The organism is Neorhizobium sp. DAR64872/K0K18, from assembly GCF_050500175.1.
Taxonomy (GTDB): domain Bacteria; phylum Pseudomonadota; class Alphaproteobacteria; order Rhizobiales; family Rhizobiaceae; genus Neorhizobium; species Neorhizobium soli.
The window spans coordinates 612,173-630,054 of record NZ_CP191445.1 but is presented as its reverse complement, the minus strand read 5'-3'; the positions used below and the strand labels follow the sequence as shown (position 1 = coordinate 630,054).

Here is a 17,882-nt window from a genome sequence, read left to right as displayed (position 1 = left end):
GAGCCCTACTATGAACCGGCTCCTTCTTGCCGAGAGACCAGCGATTTGAACGCCTCTTTCTCGTTCAGATACGCGCGATAGGCGATCAGCCCGGACAGATAGTGTTCCACATCGTCGATCCTTACGCGAAACGCGTGGTGGCGGATGTAGAACGAACCCATGATCCGCCTTGGGTTGCGCATGAACATCGCCACCTCCGGGTAGAAATGACCGTTCAGCAGGTAATGAGCGCGTTTCTCGAGCGCTACCTCGAACGCTGCAAGGTCGATCTCGCCGAGGAGCGGAACCAGATCCGGGTGGTCAGCAATCCGCGACAGCGCCTGCCGGGTTGCCATCATCAGTTCCAGCAGTGTCGGAAAGGTGGTTATGCGATTGGCGACAAAATCGAGATAGGTGCTGACATTTTCGACGCAGAAGCGGAAATAGCGTTCCTCCGGCCGAAACAGCGTCAGTTCGTTGGCGCAATAACCCAGCCAGTGGTCGTGATATTGAGTGTAGTTCCGGCGCAGGAAATGCTCGAAAGCTTTTTCAACAGCGCTGATCCAGCGGATATCGCGGGTGAGCGCATAAAGGCGCATCAGCGCGAAGGCGGCCTCGCCGTCGTAATAGACAGTGCGGAACTCGGCCTTGGTGGAAAGGTCCGGGTAAAGCAGGACGTGGCGGAATTCACCGGTCTTTGCGTCCTGCATATGAACGATGCCGGTGGCGAGCTTATCCATCAGCGGCAGATATCGATCATCGCTCATGACACTTGTATATTTCGCGAGCGCCAGGAGGAAGACGGCATTGCCGCCGAGCTTTATCTCCGAACCGACGTCGATCAGAAAGGCGGCCTCGGCCCCATCAGGCAGTCTTGCGATCCGGGTAAGATGACCGGTCAGCTGCCCGAGCGAGCGCTCTATTGCCGCTCTCGTCTTGCTATCCCTCGTTACCTCGTAAGCTTCGATCATTGCATAGGTCGTGCTTGCATGGCGCAGGACATTGTAGGTGCGGATCTCGCGGTCGAAGCACGGGTGATAGCCGTAGACGAACGCGCCGTCCGGCTTGACCTGAGACGCAAGATAGCTGGATGAGGAGTCGATCAGGCGATCGAGCATGGCACGATCAAGCGGCTGACCTTCACGCTGACCGCTTCCCGCACCTTCGCCGCAAAGACGGTAGTGTCGGCCTTCCTCATCGAGAAAAAAACCGCTCGTTGTAAACGCCCAGAGCGCTCTCGCCTCGGCAAAATCCGTTTCGAACGCTTTTCCAAATCGTGTCTTCGCATAGAGCGCGAAGTTTCGTTCGTTTAGAACGCAGTGCTCGACCTTGTTGCCACCATAAAGCATGGCGTTGGCGTTCAGTTCGTTGTCCAGGAACGCGGTTTCGAATTGGTCGTTGAGCGACAGTCCGAGCCGGAAGTAGTTTCTCTTGGTGCGACCAAGCTGTTTGTGGAGGGTCTTGACCGTGATCTTCTCGATCCGCACCGGCCAGTCGATCCGCAACAGACGGCCGTCGAGCCTCTGGCTGTCCAGGAGGTCGCCGGCGGCAATTAGAGCCTTTTGCCAAGCTGCGTCAAAACTGTCGGCGCCGACCGTTGCAACGGACGCTCGTCTGTCTTCGTCGCTGATCGAGACAAACAGCACATAAGCCGGATGCGGTGCGTCGAGTGGTTGGATGACCTGCCGAACAGGGTCTCGAAGGCGATCCAGCCGCGCAAGGCCGAAAGTTTCTGCGGGCATGGTCACCTATCGCTCGCGCAGCGCCTCGCGCGCCTTGTTGAAGGGTTTGATCAAGTAGTCCAGCACACTCTTGCTGCCCGTGTTGACATCGACGGTTGCCACCATGCCCGGAACGATCGGCAGGCGCGTCCCTTGCGCGGTCACCAGCGCATCTGTGGTGGTCTGCACGAACACACGGTAATAGAACGTGTTAGGATCGACCTCGTCGCGCATGGTATCGGGGGAAATCGCAGTTACCCGTCCCTCCAGCCCGCCATAGACGGCGTAGTCATAGGCGCTGATCTTGACGCTGGCGCGCTGATCGGGGTGAATGAAGGCGATATCGCGTGGCGATATACGCGCTTCTATCAGCAACTCGTCGTCGAGCGGGATGATATCCATCAGCTTGCCGTTTGGCGGCACGACGCCACCGATCGTCGACACCTCGATATTCTTGACGATGCCCCGAACCGGTGAGCGATGCGTCAGGCGCTGCAGGCTGTCGGACCGTCCCTTGATGGTCGAGGAGAGCGATGTGATGTCGGAATTTGCCTTGGCGAGTTCCTCGCGGGCGCTGAGGTTCTGCTTGGCGGCGATATCGACCTTCTTCATTTCAAGATCGACCAATTCCCGCTTCAGCCGGATGATCTCGACATTGCTGGCGGCGCCGATCTTGGCAAGCGACTCGCTCATTTCCAGCTCGCGTTTGGCCAGTACGATCGCTTGTTCCATCCATTCCAGAGACTGTTCAAGGCTTGTCGTCCGCGCCTCGAATTGCTGGGTTTCCGAACGGATGAGGTCCGGATAGGCATTCAGCTCGGTCGGAAAGGTCAAAGCTGTCCGGTTGATCTCGGCCGTCAGGCGTGCGGCGGCCGCAAGCGAGGCACGGTATTTGGCCGATGATTCACCGACATCCGATTCGGTGATCGTCGGATCCAGCTGCGCCAGAAGCTGGCCGGTTTCTACAATCTGGTTTTCGCGAACAAAGAGCTCCGAAACGATGCCCCCCTCAAGCGACTGGACGACCTGTTCGCGCCTGATCGGAACGACACGACCCGCGCCGGTGGAGACCTCTTCAAGCATGGCGAAATAAGCCCAAACCGTCGCGATTGTCAGGAGGATCATGGCCAAAAGAATGACGGTCTTTGCCTTTGACAGCTGGACATCGTCCTCGTCACCGAAAGCCCACCCGTAGTCCGAAGCCTTGTCGCTCGAGATCTCTGCCATGTCTTCAAATCCCGCCAGACGTGTTGTGAACAGGAACCAGTTTGGGTGGCACTGTTTTTTCTGGGGCGAGCGGCTTGATGCCCTTCAGCGTCGTCATCGCATCTGCCTTTGCCTCGTTGAGCACCAGCTGACCCTTGTCGAACACCATCACCCTGTCGACCAGTTCCAGAACCCGCATGCGATGGGTTGCGATGACAACCGTCTTGTCGCGCGACCAGGTCTGGAAGCGCGATATGAACAACCGCTCCGTCGCCTCGTCCATCGCGGCTGTCGGCTCATCGAGGAGGACGACATTGGGATCGCGCACCAGCAGGCGGGCGAGGAGGAGAGCCTGCAGCTGCCCGCCGGACAGCCCGTTGCCGCCCTCCTGCAACGGGTAGTCGAGTCCCTTTGGCAGAGCGCGGATAAATTCGTCGGCACCGACAATCGATAGCGCGTCGAGGATTGCGGACTGGGAGGCGTTGGAGGCACCGAGCGTAACGTTCTCCCTCAGGGTCCCGTGGAACAGGCGGGAGTTCTGGGTCAGCAGCCCCACGTCACGGCGCAGATCCGACGGATCGATATGTCTCAGCGCAATATTGTCGAGCATGACTTCGCCGGAACTCGGTTCGATCATCCCAGATAGCGCCTGCAGAAAAGTCGATTTCCCTGCACCGTTCTTGCCCAGTACGGCAATCTTGTCGCCGGCGGCGATCTTGAGGCTTCTCAAGACCAGAGCCGGTTTACCGGCAGGCTCCGCGTGGTGGAACGCGGTCGATCGAAACTCGTAGGTTCCGGCAATGGCGGAAATAGAGATGCGTGTCTCGGCGACCGGATGGTCGACGGGCATCTGCATGATCGCGTCAAGGCTCTTCAGCCCGATTTTTGCCTGCTGGACACGGCTGAGAACCTGGGTGAGCTGCGCCATCGGCGCCATCATCCTGGAACCGAGAATGGAGCAGGCAACAAGCGCACCCGTTGTCATGTCCCCAGCCATGACGATCGGTGCGCCGAAGAATACGATGAACGCGTAAACGCTCGTCTGAACGCTGTGGCTCCAGCCGGTCAGAGACGACGTCAGAACGCGCATCTTCAGTTGGGCATCGGCATTGACCGCGTTGTAGTTATTCCATTTCTGCTGGAAGCGCTCCTCCGCCTGCAGCATCTTGATGTCTTCGATGCCCTGAATGCTCTCTACCAGGATCGCGTTGCGGAGTGATGCCTCGCGCATTGCAGCGCTGGCGCTCTGGTGCAGTCTTCGTTGTGATAGAATTCCGGGCAGGACAAGCAGCACGAGTGCGACCGCCGGAATGACGACCAGCATCCCGCCCACGAACCAGAAGATGACCAGAAACAGGAAGAAGAACGGCAGGTCCGCGACCGCGGCAACGGTGGTCGAGGTGAACACCTCGCGGACCTGCTCAAGATCCCGCAACTGAGCGATGAATGTTCCGGTCGATCTTGGGCGGACGCTGTTTTTCACACGCAGCGCGTGGCCGAAGATCAGGTCGGACAGTCGCAGATCACAGCGCTTGCCGAGGATATCGATGATCGAACCTCTAATCTTGCGAACGACAAAGTCGAACAGCACGGCGAGCATGACGCCTGCAAACAGCACATAAAGGGTGCTCATGGAGTTGGCGGGGACAACGCGGTCATAGACCTGCATCGAAAAGATGACGCCGGCGAGTGACAGCGCGTTGGCGATCAGTGATGCCACCAGAACATAGCCATAGGGGCGCAGGTCACCGAGCGCGAACCGTCTGAACCAGCTTTCGTCATGCGGGGCGATATAGGTGTCCACCCTCGAGTCAGGTGTGGAGCGTGCCGGCCTGGGAATGGCCGCAAGCGTTGCCTCGGCACACAGCACATCGATCGCCAGCGTCGTTTTGAGACCGTTGTCGCCGGCAAAGACGACCGCGCCATTGCGTTGCGCATCGATGGCGACAACCGTTGCAACCGACCCGTCCTTGAGCTGCACGATGACGGGAAGCCTCCAGCTGGTCATCATGTCCAGACTGGGTTGAGCCAGCTTTACACGAAGCCCGAATTTTAGCGCGAGCCGCTGGACGTATTTCGCCTGGTCTTCCAGCGAATAAGCCGCCGCAGCCTTGCGGGCCGCTTCGATCGAGAAGCCCAGTCCGTAAATCCGGGCAACCTGCTCAAACATTTCGATCCAGCCGTCCGCCTGGTTCTGCTGCACGACGTCGAACTGAGGTGTTGCTTGGGTCAATGCCGTGCCTTTCAAGCGTCTGCAAACGACGGGCGAGCGGGTGTCGTGCCGCTGCCGCAGAACCGGCAGCAGCACGACTGAGGCCTAGATCACTGAGGTACCGGCATGGTGCAGAGCGTCGTCGTCGAGCAGGCTGCCCACAGTTCCCCCAGCAAGCCGCCATGCAGCACACTGTCTGCGGCCGAACCGTCCAGCAGGTCCACGGTCGTGTCCTCCAAGACCGTGGGGACGAGGTTGCCGGCAAACTCGGGCAGGTCGGCAACACCGTCGGCTCCGGCGAGCCCGCCGATATCAAGGTCACCGTCCACGACAAGGCCCTGGTCTCCGCTCAGAAGTTCGTGGAGGCCAACGTCGATCGGCAGTACGCTGACGCTCCCGAGATCGATGAACTCACCGAGTTCGGTGCTCACACCATCCAGCGAGATGACGTCTGTCAGATCGCCGAAACGGCCGTGACTTCCGGTATCGAGATCCAGGAGGTCGAAGTCTGCGAACGCGGACGTCAGCATGCTCGGCTGCAAAGCTTCAGAGCCTGTATCGGCCGCCATCATCATCGACGTTCCGGCGATGGGCTCGGCCTGGTCGATGAGGATCGTCAACTCTGCTTCAACGACCTCTCCATTGGGATGAACGAGACGGTAGGTGAAGCTGTCGGTCATTCCATCAAGGCCGAGTGTGTCGTTCGGCTCATAGGAATAGCTGCCATCGGCAGAGACTTTGAGCGTGCCGTGATCACCCACGATGACGGTACCTGCGGCGGCCGGATCGACAAACACTGTCCCATTGGATACCTGGAAGTTGGTGAAGTTGGAGCCGAGCGTATCACCGTCCAGAACGTTGCCGACTGCCGCGACTACGCCATCGGAAATGACCGTTCCGAGGTCACTCGTCGACGTGGCGAGCTGAACGTCGATGTTGCCACCGATGTTCACGCCATCCTGCGATACCGTAACGCGGTAGTTGCCCGCGTCCAGGTCCTGCAGTTCCAGGCCTGTGGAGCCGCCAAGCAAACCGGCAAGCTCGGCCAGATTGGCACCTGTGCTGGTTTCGACGACCGTCCAACTGAGGTCAGCCTGCTGCATTTCGACGGCGATCGTCGTTGTCCCGAGGAGACCCAGAAGCTGGTCTGTGTCCGCGCCGATCTGAACCGTTGCCACGGATCCGGCGGCCACCGTGAACGTTCCCGTTTCACTTCCCCCAAACAGTCCCAACGAGACATCGAGGAAGTCGGCGTTCACGGCCTCCGTCACCGGGTGAGTGGTCACGACGGTCGCCGACCCAGCGTCGTCCGTGGCGACAATTCCAAGGCTCGCATCCGCCGTTGGATCAATCGTCGAGAAGGTGAGGTTTTGTCCCTCGCTGTCGATCTGGACATGCAGTTCCGCAGTCGAAGTCGCCTGGGTTTGCGGATCGAAGATCGTGTATTCGAAGGAGTCTACCCGTCCGATGCCGGCTGCATCGGGGTTCGGGGTGTAGGTGTAGCTGCCATCCTGGCCGATGACCAGTGTACCGTGATCTCCCTGGATGGTTGCGCCTGCAGCGGTCACCGGTGTGGCATTGATGCTCTGAATGATGGTGCCGGGATTGACCGCGTCGATTTCGCCGCCGATACCTGCGTCGGTGATCACGTTGCCGCTGGCAGCAACTACGGCGATGGCGCCGATACTGGTTGTGTCGGTATCCGTCCCGGTGATCGTCAGCTCGCTTCCGAGGCCCGCACCCAGCAAGCCGTCATAGGCGATAAAGGCGCGGTACTGGCCCGGTCCAAGATCCTCCAGGCTCACTGTCGGTGCACCATCCAGCAACTGCAGGTCCAGCAGTGTGGCATTGCCGGTGCCGGTGCCTGTGACGTTGGTCCACTGGACACCGTCAAATCGTTGGATGACCACCTGATAATCGGACACAACGCCGAGACTTAGGCCCTCGTCGAGTTCAAAACGTGCATCGAGTGTATGGCCCTCCTCGACGTTGAAATCGATCGTTTCGACGTTCGGAAGCACCTGGAGATCCAAGCCACCAAGGCTGACGGCAACGCCGTAAGTCTGGGTACCTATATCAACGTTGGTCACCACGGGGGAAAGGTTGATCGACGCGACGGCGGTATTGTCGTAGGCGGTTGTGTCTGCATCCGCATCAGCATCTGCATCTGCATCTGCATCTGCATCTGCATCTGCATCTGCATCGGCATCTGCATCGGCATCTGCATCGGCATCCGCGTCTGCGTCTGCGTCTGCGTCTGCATCGGCATCCGCGTCTGCATCCGCATCGGCGTCAGCATCCGCGTCCGCATCGGCGTCAGCATCCGCGTCCGCGTCGGCATCCGCATCCGCGTCCGCATCCGCGTCCGCATCCGCGTCGGCGTCGGCATCCGCATCGGCATCCGCATCGGCATCCGAGTCCGCATCCGCATCGGCATCGGCGTCTGCATCTGCATCCGCGTCGGCATCCGCATCGGCGTCAGCATCCGCGTCGGCATCTGCATCGGCGTCAGCATCTGCATCCGCATCCGCGTCGGCATCCGCATCCGCGTCGGCATCTGCATCCGCATCGGCGTCTGCATCTGCATCGGCGTCTGCATCCGCATCTGCATCGGCATCTGCATCGGCATCAGCATCTGCATCCGCGTCAGCATCTGCGTCCGAGTCATCGTTGTCGTCGCCACCGCCGCCGCCTCCGGAAGCGAGAGCTATTCCTCCAGCTCCAAGCGCGCCGAGTGCAGCAAGGCCGAGAATGGATGCATCGCCCCCACCTTCAGCGCCACCCACCAACTGGTCGCCGCCGGCCGACTCGGTGAATGAGAAATCGGCTTCTCCGACGGTGTGGTTGCCATCCCAGACGACCCCGTTCTCATCCACCAGGACCAGCTTGCTTGATGCTTCACCAGGGCCGCTGGCGTAGAAATCGGCAACTCGGATCGCCTCACCGTTCTGCAGGCGGATGACGAGATCGTCGCCCTGACGGATGGTCGCAGCAATGTCTTTCGGGCCGACCTCAAGCTGAATAACGCTTGGTTCACGGACAGAGATGTTGCCCGATGCGACGGTAATGCTTTCACCACTTGCGATATTCGTTACAACGGCAACCATGGATACATCCTCTTAAGGCCGTGAGCGTCACAGCGAAACTGAACGGACCTGGCGGATGGGCAGCGAGATGCGATGACACGGACCGTCAAAGGTCTGCGCCGGGCAAAATGTTGAATACCGAACTGGCTGGTCCGGCAGTGTCTCGATTGCTGTCAATCCTACCAAGAAACTCTGGGATAAGACTTGCTCAATTTTAGAACGTTATCAATTAGCGATAACTAATTCTCGCATCGGACGGTTGATGCAGGGTTAATGCCGGTCAGCGTATTTGCGTTTATGAAAGGCGGACAAAAACGAATTTGACCCCTGCGGGCTAGAGAGCGCCGCGCAAAGCAAGCTCTTCGAACCGGTTTCGCTTGTCCTTAACGTCCGCGCCGATACTGGAGGCTTGAAGCGAAACGGCAAGCGCCTCGCTTAGCTCGGTCTCAACGTCTGCTCCGCGTTCGGCATTCTCTGCGGCAGCTGGTCCTGCCTCTATCGGCAGTGCTTGTCGCGCAGGCATCGCGACCGCCATTTCGATTGGCGTCTCCGACCTGGATGCGCCGCCGTTCACGACGGTCGCGGCCGTGCCCGGCTTCTTTTCGAGCTTGAAGATGTCCCGCAAGCGCCCTGCCGCGGAGGCACACTCGATATTCAGCTTATGGACATCGAACTGGATGTTGATTGCGTCGAAACGTGCGGCATGTAGCTCCTGATCGGCATTCAAGACATCGAGGAGAGTCCGCGTTCCCAGGTCGAGGAACTGCCTCTGATAAAGATCTCGGGTTTCGCGCATCAGCGTCTGTCGCGAGGCGAGTGTCGTGAGCAAAGCGCGCATTCCAGACAGCTGCGTGCGCGATTCCATCCAGCTCCGCTGCGCGCCTGTCCTGGCACTGGCGATGCCGGCCTCAGCGGACTGAACCGCGAACTGGCCAGCTTCGCTCCGGGCCTTATAGGAGCCGCCATTGTAAAGCTTGCCGGTCAGTTTCAGACCGATCGTATAGTCCGGGCTGCCTGGTGAATTTCCGAGCAGATCCATGCTGCTACCGCCTTCAAGCGCCAGGGTGGGCAGGACATCGGCCTTGCTGAACCGCAGATTGGCCTCGGCGGCCGTCTTCTTCGATGCCGCCGCCCGGACGCTCGGCACCGTACCCCAATCGGGCTCTTTCGCAGAGCAGGCATTGGGGAGGTCTGAGGGAATACTCGCTCCGAGATTGATCTTCCCGGACATACCCAACAGCGACGCCATGCTGCCCTGCCAGCGCTCCGACTGAGACCTGATCTCCAGTGCCGTGGTCTGGGCCATCTGCACCCGCGCTTCGGCCTGAAGCTTGTCCGATCTCGTGCTGGCGCCCTGTTCCGTTCGCGCGTTGACGAGCTCGAGTATTTCCTTCGTGTCGCGCACCTGATCGGACGCGACAACCGCGAGACTGCGGTTTCTCAGGGTTTCGAGGGACGCAAGCGCGGTGTCCCTGATCACGTTGTCGACCACGGCAATGAACTCGGCGCGCCGGGTTTCCTCTGTCGCCGTGGCACTGGCGACCTGACTGGAGACTTTCCCGAAGTCGTAGATCATCTGCGACGCCGTCACGGTGGCGGCCGGCTGAAAACCGTTCCCGAAAGCGCTGCGCCTGCCGACATCGATCCCGCCCCCGATCGACGGAAAATATCCCGATCGTGCATCCCGGATCGCCGCGCCTTGCTGGTTGAGTTCGCCCGCCGCCTGCATGATCGATGGCTGATAGTCGACCGCCCGCCGGACGGCCGCCTGCATGGTCAAAATCGTGTTCCGGTCCTTCACTGCTGGCCGAGAGCTCGGGACTGATGCGGTCGCGATACTGTCGACCGATGTCGTCCGCGCCCGCGTCTGCGTCTGCGTCTGCGCGCAAGACGCAACGCTGAAGGCGAGCGGCACAAATATCGCCGTCCGGACAACACGGGAAAGCATGCTCATCGTATCCCCCAAGCCCGCACGTCCAGACGGACCTGCAAAGACAAATCACCGTCGCTCGACTACTTTCCAAGCCGAAGCATTTCAAGCAATTCTAATATACGTCTGAAGATGGTTAATGACTGCTTAACTGAGATCTCGTCAGTCTCTGGAGCATGATGATTGTGTTGTCGGAGTGGGCGGTAGAAGGCCGCGCCGCGGGCCGGACGAGAGGGCGAAGCTAAACTGGCTTCTGGTAAATGCTATGCTCGACAATGCGGGAGTAAAGAACCCCTTATACTGCCTTCAATGGTTCATGGGATGGTGGTTCGAATGCCATCGAGGTTGCGGAAGTTACCCTCTCCGTCCCATCAGGACCGCGCTGCCACAGTCTGTCGGGACGACACCATGCGATGGACAAACATACCGGCAAGCATGGCCGCGACGAACAGTGCTGCTTCCCAGCGGCCTGTAACGAGAGAGGCGATTGCGGGACCCGGGCATAGACCGACGAGGCCCCAGCCGAGACCAAACAGTGCAGCGCCTGCGACAAGCGGACGGTCGATCGTGCGGCTCGTCGGCACATGGAACTGGGTTTCGAAGACCGGTTTGCGGCAACGACGCCGGATCGCATAGGCAATTGATGACGGGATCAGTGCCCCGCCCATCACGAAAGCAAGCGACGGATCCCAGTTACCGGTCACATCGAGGAACGCCAGAACACGGGCAGGATTGACCATGTCGGACACGACAAGGCCAATGCCGAACAGAATTCCGCAGGCGATGGAGACGAGAATGCGCTGGGTCATCATGCCACTCCCATCAAATGTCGGGTAATGAAGACGGTTGCTGCCGCCACGATCATGAACGTTGCCGTCGCGACGATGGACCGGGGCGATAGGCGTGCCAGTCCGCAAACACCGTGGCCGCTGGTGCAGCCGGAACCAAGCCGCGTCCCGAAGCCGACCAGGAGCCCGCCTACCACAAGAAGGGGAGGCGAGGCGGTGATCGCGAACTCTGCGTGCCGTAACAAGGTAAACGCGGCGGCAGCTCCACCGAGTATGCCAACCAGAAAACCGACCCCGAGCGGACTGATTCCACTGCCTGTCCATCCGACAGCAGATGCGGCCAGACCGGAAATTCCGGCTATCCGACCGTTCAGCAGCAGGTAGATCGCGGCGGAAAGGCCAATCAGAAGGCCGCCGGACAGCGGCCAGATAAAGCTGAGATCAGACATGGGTCGTTTCCTTGGCGCCGACAGCGCGTTGACCGATATCTTCAGATAATGAATGCCGTTGTCTTCGGCCAGGGGGAACTGGCGCGCAGTCCCTACACGCTCAAATGACAACGCAGCAGCAGCGCGGTACTGCTAAACGCGTGATGGCCGTAAGCGCGTCCGAAACGACGCCGAGCAAGTTCCGTTACGATGACGCAGCGGTGGACGCATGCGTTTAAGTCTGCGCGTGGGGTCTTCCTGCCGGGGCATGGCATCACAATGCAAAGCCCCAGCGTAACCTGCCCCCTTCATGTTCGAGCCATCCGGGAGACGTATGCTGCAACGTCCTGGCGAGGAAGAGGTCGCGACATCAGAAAGCCCTGAAGATCGTCGCATCCAAGCCGTTCAAGTTCGGCACGCTGCTCGATTGTCTCAACGCCTTCAGCCGTTATCTTCAGCCCTTTCGCTCTGGCCATGCCAATCATCGCAACAACAACGGCTCTGCTGCCGCTTTGGTGCATTTCGCCGATAAACGACCTATCGATTTTGATGCGATCCACCTCGATATTCTGCACGCGCGAGAATGAAGAATACCCGGTTCCAAAGTCATCTATGGCAAACCGGACGCCTGCTTTTCGCAGCATGGCTATGGTTCGCTTCAGGTCGATTGTGTTATCCGCAGTTGCAGTTTCGGTCATCTCGATCTCAAGCCTCTCGGGGCTTACGTTCATGTTTGCGAGGGTCGTCAAAACCCGCAGACTGTAGCCGGGAGAACTAAGCTCAAGTGGCGAAGCGTTGATCGCAATAGAGATGCCAGGAAGATCAGCGAGAGTTCTGCATGCATTGTCCAGCACAAGGGCGCCGATGTCGTTGATCAACCCGATGTCCTCCGCCAGAGGAATGAACTGGTCGGGACTTATGTAGCCCATCGTCGGGTGCTTCCACCGAGCAAGCGCTTCGAGAGAACAAATGCTTCCGTCGGTCGCATTGAAGACTGGTTGATAAAAAGTCTCGAGCTGGGTCCTGGTCTCGACTGCAAAACGGAGGTCGCTTTCCAACGCCCTGCGCCTGCGTAGCAGTTCGTCCATATGTTCACCAAACACCGCATGGGTATTCCTGCCGGCTGCTTTGGCATGATAAAGCGCGATATCAGCCTGGCGCGTCAGTTCGATGGGGTCACATGGGCCGGTTGCTAGAGCTGCTCCGACGCTTGCGCCAATGACGACATGCGTCGTTCCGATTTCGAACGGTGCCCGCAGTGCCTGCACAATTTTCGATGCGAGATCTTCAGCATTCCTGGCATCATTTTCTCCCAGCAGAATGGTGAATTCGTCGCCTCCCACCCGCGCCAGAAGAGATTGCGGCAGGAGATCGCGCATCCGGTTTGCTGCCAAGCAGATCAGCTTGTCGCCAACCGGGTGACCGAACGTATCGTTGACAGCCTTGAAGCGATCAAGATCAACGAACAACACACAGTGGAGAGCCTCGGCGTGCCCGCTCGATAGTTGACGATTGAGTTGCTCGTTGAAGTAAGCGCGGTTTGCAAACCCGGTCAGGGCATCGTGGGAGGCTTGATGTTTCAGTTCTGCGCGGCTCGCAGCCAGCCGCTCGGAGCGGCGCCAGATTGCACCTCCAGAAAAACTGGTCCCAGCGAAAAGCGCAATAAACGCGATAAAAAGGGCCGGGGCAGTGGCTTCGAATACATATTGTCCGGGTTGGAATGGGTTCCAACGGAAGTATCCGAAGACTTGTCCGTCTCGTGCGACCAAGGGCACGTACGCAACATTCCGTTCCAGAGGCCGCTTAGAGGTGAACTCCAGTTTGGCGAACTCATATTCGGTACCGATGGCCAGAGGAAGATCGCCGTCGAGAAAGCGTATGCTCACATGCAGCATTTCCTCGCCCGGCGTCTGTTCCAGATCACCGGTGTCCGAAACGATTGGCTTTATGCTGACAATTGCAGGTCGAAATCCGACATAGCTCAGATCAGCTTCGCCAATCGAAAGCGTCCGTTCGCTGATACCCTCGGTATCTTCGGCAAGTAGACGCGCTTGAAGCTTTTTAGCGAGCGGCAAGTAGGCGTTGCGGAGATCATCAGGGGTAGGGGAATAGTCTGTCTCGGATGAAAACAGATATTGCACAGAGAGGTCCGGTCGAAGGACCAAGGCGCCATCATGCCCAAAATAGCTGTGCATCCATGAACCGAGGTTCGTCTCGATCCATTTCAGGTCGCCACTGGTTGCATGCCTCACGGCGTCGTCCCAGACAGTTGCGCTTTCCTGGTCATGCGCAATGCCAGCCGTCAGTTTCGCGACCGTAAGTTTCATGAGATCGCGCTGCCTTGCCGCGGCCACCTCATCGCTTGTAGCAGCCGCCCAACTCAAACTCAGTAAAAGCAGACCACAGACGACCAAAGAAACGAGAGCCGGCAGGCACCATCGTAGAAACCACTGACTCTGAAACTGTATCTTCATCCCGCAACCGTCATCTCTTATTTTACGTGATGGTAAAACAGAGGCTATTAAAGCACGGGTAAGTAAGGTGGTTACGTCTGCGTTAAATGGCGAAACAGCGGCACGACTTCCTCAGGCATCCTCCTACTAACGAGTATGGAGAGCGGTTGCGGAATGAGCCTTATCGCGAGGCATTCTCCGGACAAATCCGCTGGGTTAACTGGCATGCGCGAACTGCCTACCAGCCTTTGCCTGGACAACACCCATCGACCATTCACGCGCGGCCCGACCCCGTTTGGCAGGCTTCCAATCGGAAATTACCGCCACACAAACTGCGTCCAACACAACGGTCGCGCGCTCTTGGAACTTCTGGTCGTGTGAAATTGCGGGAGCTGGTATTCAGTCACCATTCAGGCCCGATGACTAGTTTGACCTCCAACTTAACAATGGGAGGCATGGGCTCATGCTCGCTACGCGATGCAAAAGTGTCTTCGATGACTTCTCAGTCCGCGAAGAACAGGATGGAAACCTTGGAGTCGATAAGGAGCAACTTCTGTTGGCTTTCCATCAGGGAACCCTCGCCGCGAAGGCAAACCGCGATGTTGGCCACTGTCCTTTCAGCGCACTGACACAACCGTCCGAATTCCTCGCGTGGTTGGAAGGCTTTCAATGCTGTTCGGCGTCACGCTAGCGAATTCGTCGGAGCGGTCCTCCGGCATCGCATCTCTGCATGAGGTGGGCTGTCCAAGGATTTCTCTGTTTACGGCGAGACAGGCTCTTCGCCTTCAATTACGCACTAGCACCGAGATTGCAGAAATGCCTTCGGAAAAGTTCGGTTCTGGAATGAAGTAACCCCGGGGCGGTGACGCTGCTTCGGGATATCAGTCCGGGAGCAACCGCCTGCCTCGTCCACTGCCAAAAGCCGATACGACGACGGTGGGACGCCTTCCTTCGTGAAAGATTTTCACTTGAATGATCGGCGATTGACCCTCGGGCTGCCTTGCTGCTTGCTCACCCAGCCAGCGTGGAGGCGCTGCCTTTGACTGCAGCTCACAAGGGGAGATCCAGGACATGAATGCGATCAGGAACGTTGCCATCGTCGGCGCAGGTCTGGTGGGGCAGGGCTGGGCGATTGTCTTCGCGCGAGCCGGCATGGACGTCACCGTTTATGATGCCCGCGAAAACGCCGAGGCTGTCATCGGCGCGCAGATCGACAAGGCCGTCGGCGATCTTGCGGCCGGGGGGCTTTGCGGCGACGTGTCTTTGGTCCTGTCGCGCATCCGTTTTGCGCGGAGCCTCAGCGAGGCTGTGTCGGGCTGCGACTACGTACAGGAGTCGGCGTTCGAGCGGATCGATGTGAAGCGCGAGGTCAGTCTTGCGATCGATGCGGTGCTTCCCGCCCATGCCATCGTCGGCAGTTCCACCTCAGGATTTCCCGGGTCGGCGTTCTATGAGGAGTGTGGCAACCGGGAGCGGTTGATGGTGGTGCATCCCGTCAATCCTCCGCATCTCGTGCCGCTGGTCGAAATCGTCCCGACGCCCTGGACTGCGCCACAGGCAGCGAGCCGTGTCCGGCGCCTGATGGAGGATGTGGGGCAGTCAGCCGTGTCGCTGTCGCGCGAAATTCCCGGCTTCGTGCTGAACAGGTTGCAGGGCGCCCTGCTGGACGAAGCGTTTGCACTGTTTGCGGAAGGGTATGCTACGGCCGAAGACATCGATCGCACGGTGCGCGACGGGCTTGGGTTGCGCTGGTCGTTCATGGGACCGTTCGAGACCATCGATCTCAACGCGCCGAAGGGGCTTGCAGATTATGCCGAACGGCTCGGGCCGATGTATGCCGGATTTGCCGATCAGCGCAGGGCAGACCGAGGCTGGGCGCCGGATGCGGTGACACGGGCGGATGCGGAGCGTCGCGAACTGCTCGCAGAGCAGGATCTCGATGCCAGACGCTCCTGGCGCGATGAAATGCTGATGCGGATCGTCCGGGCGAAGCAGGCGGTGGCGGACTAGTCCGCCGTCCAGCCGCCGTCGATCATCAACGCCGAGCCGGTCATCAGGGACGACGCGTCGGAGGCAAGGAAAATGGCGGCGCCGACGACGTCTGCCGGCTGCCCCAGGCGACCTAGCTTGATCTTGGACAGCGTCTCGCGGCGAAACTCCTCATCCTCGAAATACGAGGCGGTCATGGGTGTCTCGATAAAGGTGGGGCAAAGGGTATTGATGCGGATGCCGGCAGGTCCAAGTTCGACCGCCAACGCCTTGGTAAAACCTTCAATCGCAAATTTTGAGCCGCAATAGAGTGTCCTGTTGGCCGCGCCGACATGGCCCATCTGCGAGGACATGTTGATGACGGTGCCCCGCCTAGCGTGCCTCAGCATAACGGCCGTCACGGACTGGACTGCAAAAATTGCAGCCTTCGTGTTCAGGCCGAAGACGGCATCGTAGTCGTCTTCAGTGACCTCGGTCAGCGGCTTGGGGCGATTGGTGCCGGCATTGTTGACAAAGATATCGAACGGCGCTTGCGCCTCGACATGCTGGCGGAAGCCGGCAATGTCGGTGACATCGCACACAAGCGGCCGCGCCCTCCAGCCGCGCGTAGACATCAAAGCGCAGGCCTCCTCGATCTCCGTCCGCGAGCGCGCGCAAAGCGTTACTTCGGCACCCGCCTCGGCAAGGCCTTCGGCGACCGCGCGTCCAATGCCACGGCTGGCGCCGGTGACGAGCGCCCGCTTTCCGCCAAGATTGAAAAGGCCGCTCATTCGGCTGCTTCGCCATAGGCGACGTCGCGGTTGCCATAGCGTCTCACCCGCAAGTTCGCCTGTTCGGCATGGCCGACGAAACCCTCGAGCATGCTCAGCCTCGAGCAATAGGCGCCGATCTCAGCCGCCGCTTGGTCCGTTGTGACGCGCTGGTAGGAATGGGTCTTGAGAAACTTGCCGACCCAGAGACCGCCGGTATAACGCCCCGCCTTTTTCGTCGGCAAAGTATGGTTGGTGCCGATGACCTTGTCGCCATTGGCAACGTTGGTGCGTGGGCCGAGGAAGAGCGCACCGTAGTAATGCATGTTTTCGAGAAACCAGTCGTCCCGGTCTGTCATAACCTGCACGTGCTCGGAGGCGATGTCGTTGGCGACGTTGAGAATCTCCTCGTAGGTGTCGCAGACGATGATCTCGCCGTACTCGCCCCAGGATACGGAAGCGGTTTCGGCAGTTGGCAGGATTCCGAGAATTCGATCGATTTCAGCGATCGTCGCTTTCGCCAGCGTCTCCGAATTGGTCACGAGAACCGCCGGGGAATTGTAGCCATGTTCGGCTTGCCCCAGAAGGTCTGTGGCGCACATTTCCGCGTCCACAGTCTCGTCCGCAATGACCATCGTTTCGGTCGGGCCGGCAAAGAGATCTATTCCGACGCGCCCGTAGAGCTGGCGCTTAGCTTCCGCAACAAACGCGTTGCCGGGGCCGACAAGCATGTCGACCGGGCGAATGGTCTCGGTCCCGAGCGCCATCGCGCCGATCGCCTGAATGCCGCCGAGGACATAAATTTCATGGGCCCCGCCGAGATGCATTGCAGCGACGATGGCGGGGTGGGGTTCGCCTTTTTGGGCCGGAGCCGCTGCTGCGATGCGGGGAACGCCCGCCACCGAGGCCGTGAGGACAGACATATGCGCCGACGCGACCATCGGGTACTTGCCGCCTGGAACATAGCAACCGACCGACTGGACCGGAATATTGCGGTGGCCGAGGAAGACCCCCGGCATTGTCTCGATTTCGATATCGGTCATCGACGCTCTTTGGGCTTCGGCAAATTTGCGGATCTGAGTCTGGGCAAACCTGATGTCGTCCATGTCGCGAGCCGACACCTTGTTGATTGCCGCCTCGATCTCGGACGTGGTCAGTCTAAACGAGGCCGGAGAGAAGTTGTCGAATTTCGCCGACAGGTCGCGTACTGCGGCGTCGCCTCGGGTTTCGATGTCCTTGAGCGTCGCTTCGACAAGCGTCCTGACTTTGGCGTCATCCTCGGCGCGTTCGGCGGCCGCCTTCCCCTGTTTCATATAGCGAATTGACATGTCTCACCTCCCT

At 59.4% G+C, this 17,882-nt stretch carries 11 protein-coding genes; 1 reads left to right on the top strand and 10 read right to left on the bottom strand.

Features of this window, described 5'->3' with window-relative positions:
* Nucleotides 1–8 precede the first annotated feature (8 nt).
* The 8 genes from ACQY1P_RS02805 to ACQY1P_RS02770 form a co-directional block, all read right to left on the bottom strand.
* Complete coding sequence (locus ACQY1P_RS02805) at nucleotides 9–1,721, bottom strand: hypothetical protein (RefSeq protein ID WP_325264622.1); 1,713 nt, start codon at nucleotides 1,719–1,721, stop codon at nucleotides 9–11.
* 6 nt (nucleotides 1,722–1,727) lie between these two features.
* Nucleotides 1,728–2,927, bottom strand: a complete 1,200-nt coding sequence (locus tag ACQY1P_RS02800) for an HlyD family efflux transporter periplasmic adaptor subunit (RefSeq protein ID WP_092662839.1) — start codon at nucleotides 2,925–2,927, stop codon at nucleotides 1,728–1,730.
* A 4-nt stretch (nucleotides 2,928–2,931) separates the two neighbouring features.
* Entirely contained in the window at nucleotides 2,932–5,139 is a 2,208-nt protein-coding gene (locus ACQY1P_RS02795; RefSeq protein WP_430252786.1) for a type I secretion system permease/ATPase, read from the bottom strand.
* An 89-nt stretch (nucleotides 5,140–5,228) separates the two neighbouring features.
* A complete protein-coding gene (locus ACQY1P_RS02790) occupies nucleotides 5,229–8,225 on the bottom strand; it encodes a BapA/Bap/LapF family large adhesin (protein ID WP_430252784.1) in 2,997 nt (998 codons plus the stop codon).
* A 313-nt stretch (nucleotides 8,226–8,538) separates the two neighbouring features.
* A complete protein-coding gene (locus tag ACQY1P_RS02785) occupies nucleotides 8,539–10,158 on the bottom strand; it encodes a TolC family protein (protein WP_430252782.1) in 1,620 nt (539 codons plus the stop codon).
* Nucleotides 10,159–10,505: 347 nt separating this feature from the next.
* The gene (locus ACQY1P_RS02780) at nucleotides 10,506–10,943 is read right to left on the bottom strand and encodes a YeeE/YedE family protein (protein WP_174197540.1); all 438 of its coding nucleotides are present in this window, start codon (nucleotides 10,941–10,943) and stop codon (nucleotides 10,506–10,508) included.
* Complete coding sequence (locus tag ACQY1P_RS02775) at nucleotides 10,943–11,371, bottom strand: YeeE/YedE family protein (RefSeq protein ID WP_062459130.1); 429 nt, start codon at nucleotides 11,369–11,371, stop codon at nucleotides 10,943–10,945. Before ACQY1P_RS02775 ends, ACQY1P_RS02780 begins: the two co-directional genes overlap by 1 nt.
* Nucleotides 11,372–11,658: 287 nt before the next feature.
* Nucleotides 11,659–13,677 carry a bifunctional diguanylate cyclase/phosphodiesterase gene (locus ACQY1P_RS02770; protein ID WP_430252780.1) on the bottom strand — a complete coding sequence of 673 codons (2,019 nt, stop codon included), beginning with the start codon at nucleotides 13,675–13,677 and terminating at the stop codon, nucleotides 11,659–11,661.
* A 1,197-nt stretch (nucleotides 13,678–14,874) separates the two neighbouring features.
* On the opposite strand from ACQY1P_RS02770, the gene ACQY1P_RS02765 reads away from it, so the two are divergent.
* Entirely contained in the window at nucleotides 14,875–15,813 is a 939-nt protein-coding gene (locus tag ACQY1P_RS02765) for a 3-hydroxyacyl-CoA dehydrogenase (RefSeq protein WP_062577807.1), read from the top strand.
* Here ACQY1P_RS02765 and ACQY1P_RS02760 read toward each other — a convergent pair.
* Together ACQY1P_RS02760 and hisD are read right to left on the bottom strand one after the other, a co-directional pair.
* Nucleotides 15,810–16,562, bottom strand: coding sequence for an SDR family NAD(P)-dependent oxidoreductase (locus ACQY1P_RS02760; protein WP_430252778.1), 753 nt, complete (start codon nucleotides 16,560–16,562; stop codon nucleotides 15,810–15,812). The genes ACQY1P_RS02765 and ACQY1P_RS02760 overlap by 4 nt on opposite strands.
* Nucleotides 16,559–17,869, bottom strand: coding sequence for a histidinol dehydrogenase (gene hisD, locus ACQY1P_RS02755; RefSeq protein ID WP_430252776.1), 1,311 nt, complete (start codon nucleotides 17,867–17,869; stop codon nucleotides 16,559–16,561). The genes ACQY1P_RS02760 and hisD overlap by 4 nt, the downstream gene beginning before the upstream one ends.
* Between the last annotated feature and the right edge of the window lie 13 nt (nucleotides 17,870–17,882).

Bases quoted from the DNA above. Each gene is read 5' to 3' on its own strand.
- ACQY1P_RS02805 (WP_325264622.1), bottom strand. From the start codon at position 1,721: ATGCCCGCAGAAACTTTCGGCCTTGCGCGGCTGGATCGCCTTCGAGAC.
- ACQY1P_RS02800 (WP_092662839.1), bottom strand. From the start codon at position 2,927: ATGGCAGAGATCTCGAGCGACAAGGCTTCGGACTACGGGTGGGCTTTC.
- ACQY1P_RS02790 (WP_430252784.1), bottom strand. From the start codon at position 8,225: ATGGTTGCCGTTGTAACGAATATCGCAAGTGGTGAAAGCATTACCGTC.
- ACQY1P_RS02785 (WP_430252782.1), bottom strand. From the start codon at position 10,158: ATGAGCATGCTTTCCCGTGTTGTCCGGACGGCGATATTTGTGCCGCTC.
- ACQY1P_RS02780 (WP_174197540.1), bottom strand. From the start codon at position 10,943: ATGACCCAGCGCATTCTCGTCTCCATCGCCTGCGGAATTCTGTTCGGC.
- ACQY1P_RS02775 (WP_062459130.1), bottom strand. From the start codon at position 11,371: ATGTCTGATCTCAGCTTTATCTGGCCGCTGTCCGGCGGCCTTCTGATT.
- ACQY1P_RS02770 (WP_430252780.1), bottom strand. From the start codon at position 13,677: ATGAAACTTACGGTCGCGAAACTGACGGCTGGCATTGCGCATGACCAG.
- ACQY1P_RS02765 (WP_062577807.1), top strand. From the start codon at position 14,875: ATGAATGCGATCAGGAACGTTGCCATCGTCGGCGCAGGTCTGGTGGGG.
- ACQY1P_RS02760 (WP_430252778.1), bottom strand. From the start codon at position 16,562: ATGAGCGGCCTTTTCAATCTTGGCGGAAAGCGGGCGCTCGTCACCGGC.
- hisD (WP_430252776.1), bottom strand. From the start codon at position 17,869: ATGTCAATTCGCTATATGAAACAGGGGAAGGCGGCCGCCGAACGCGCC.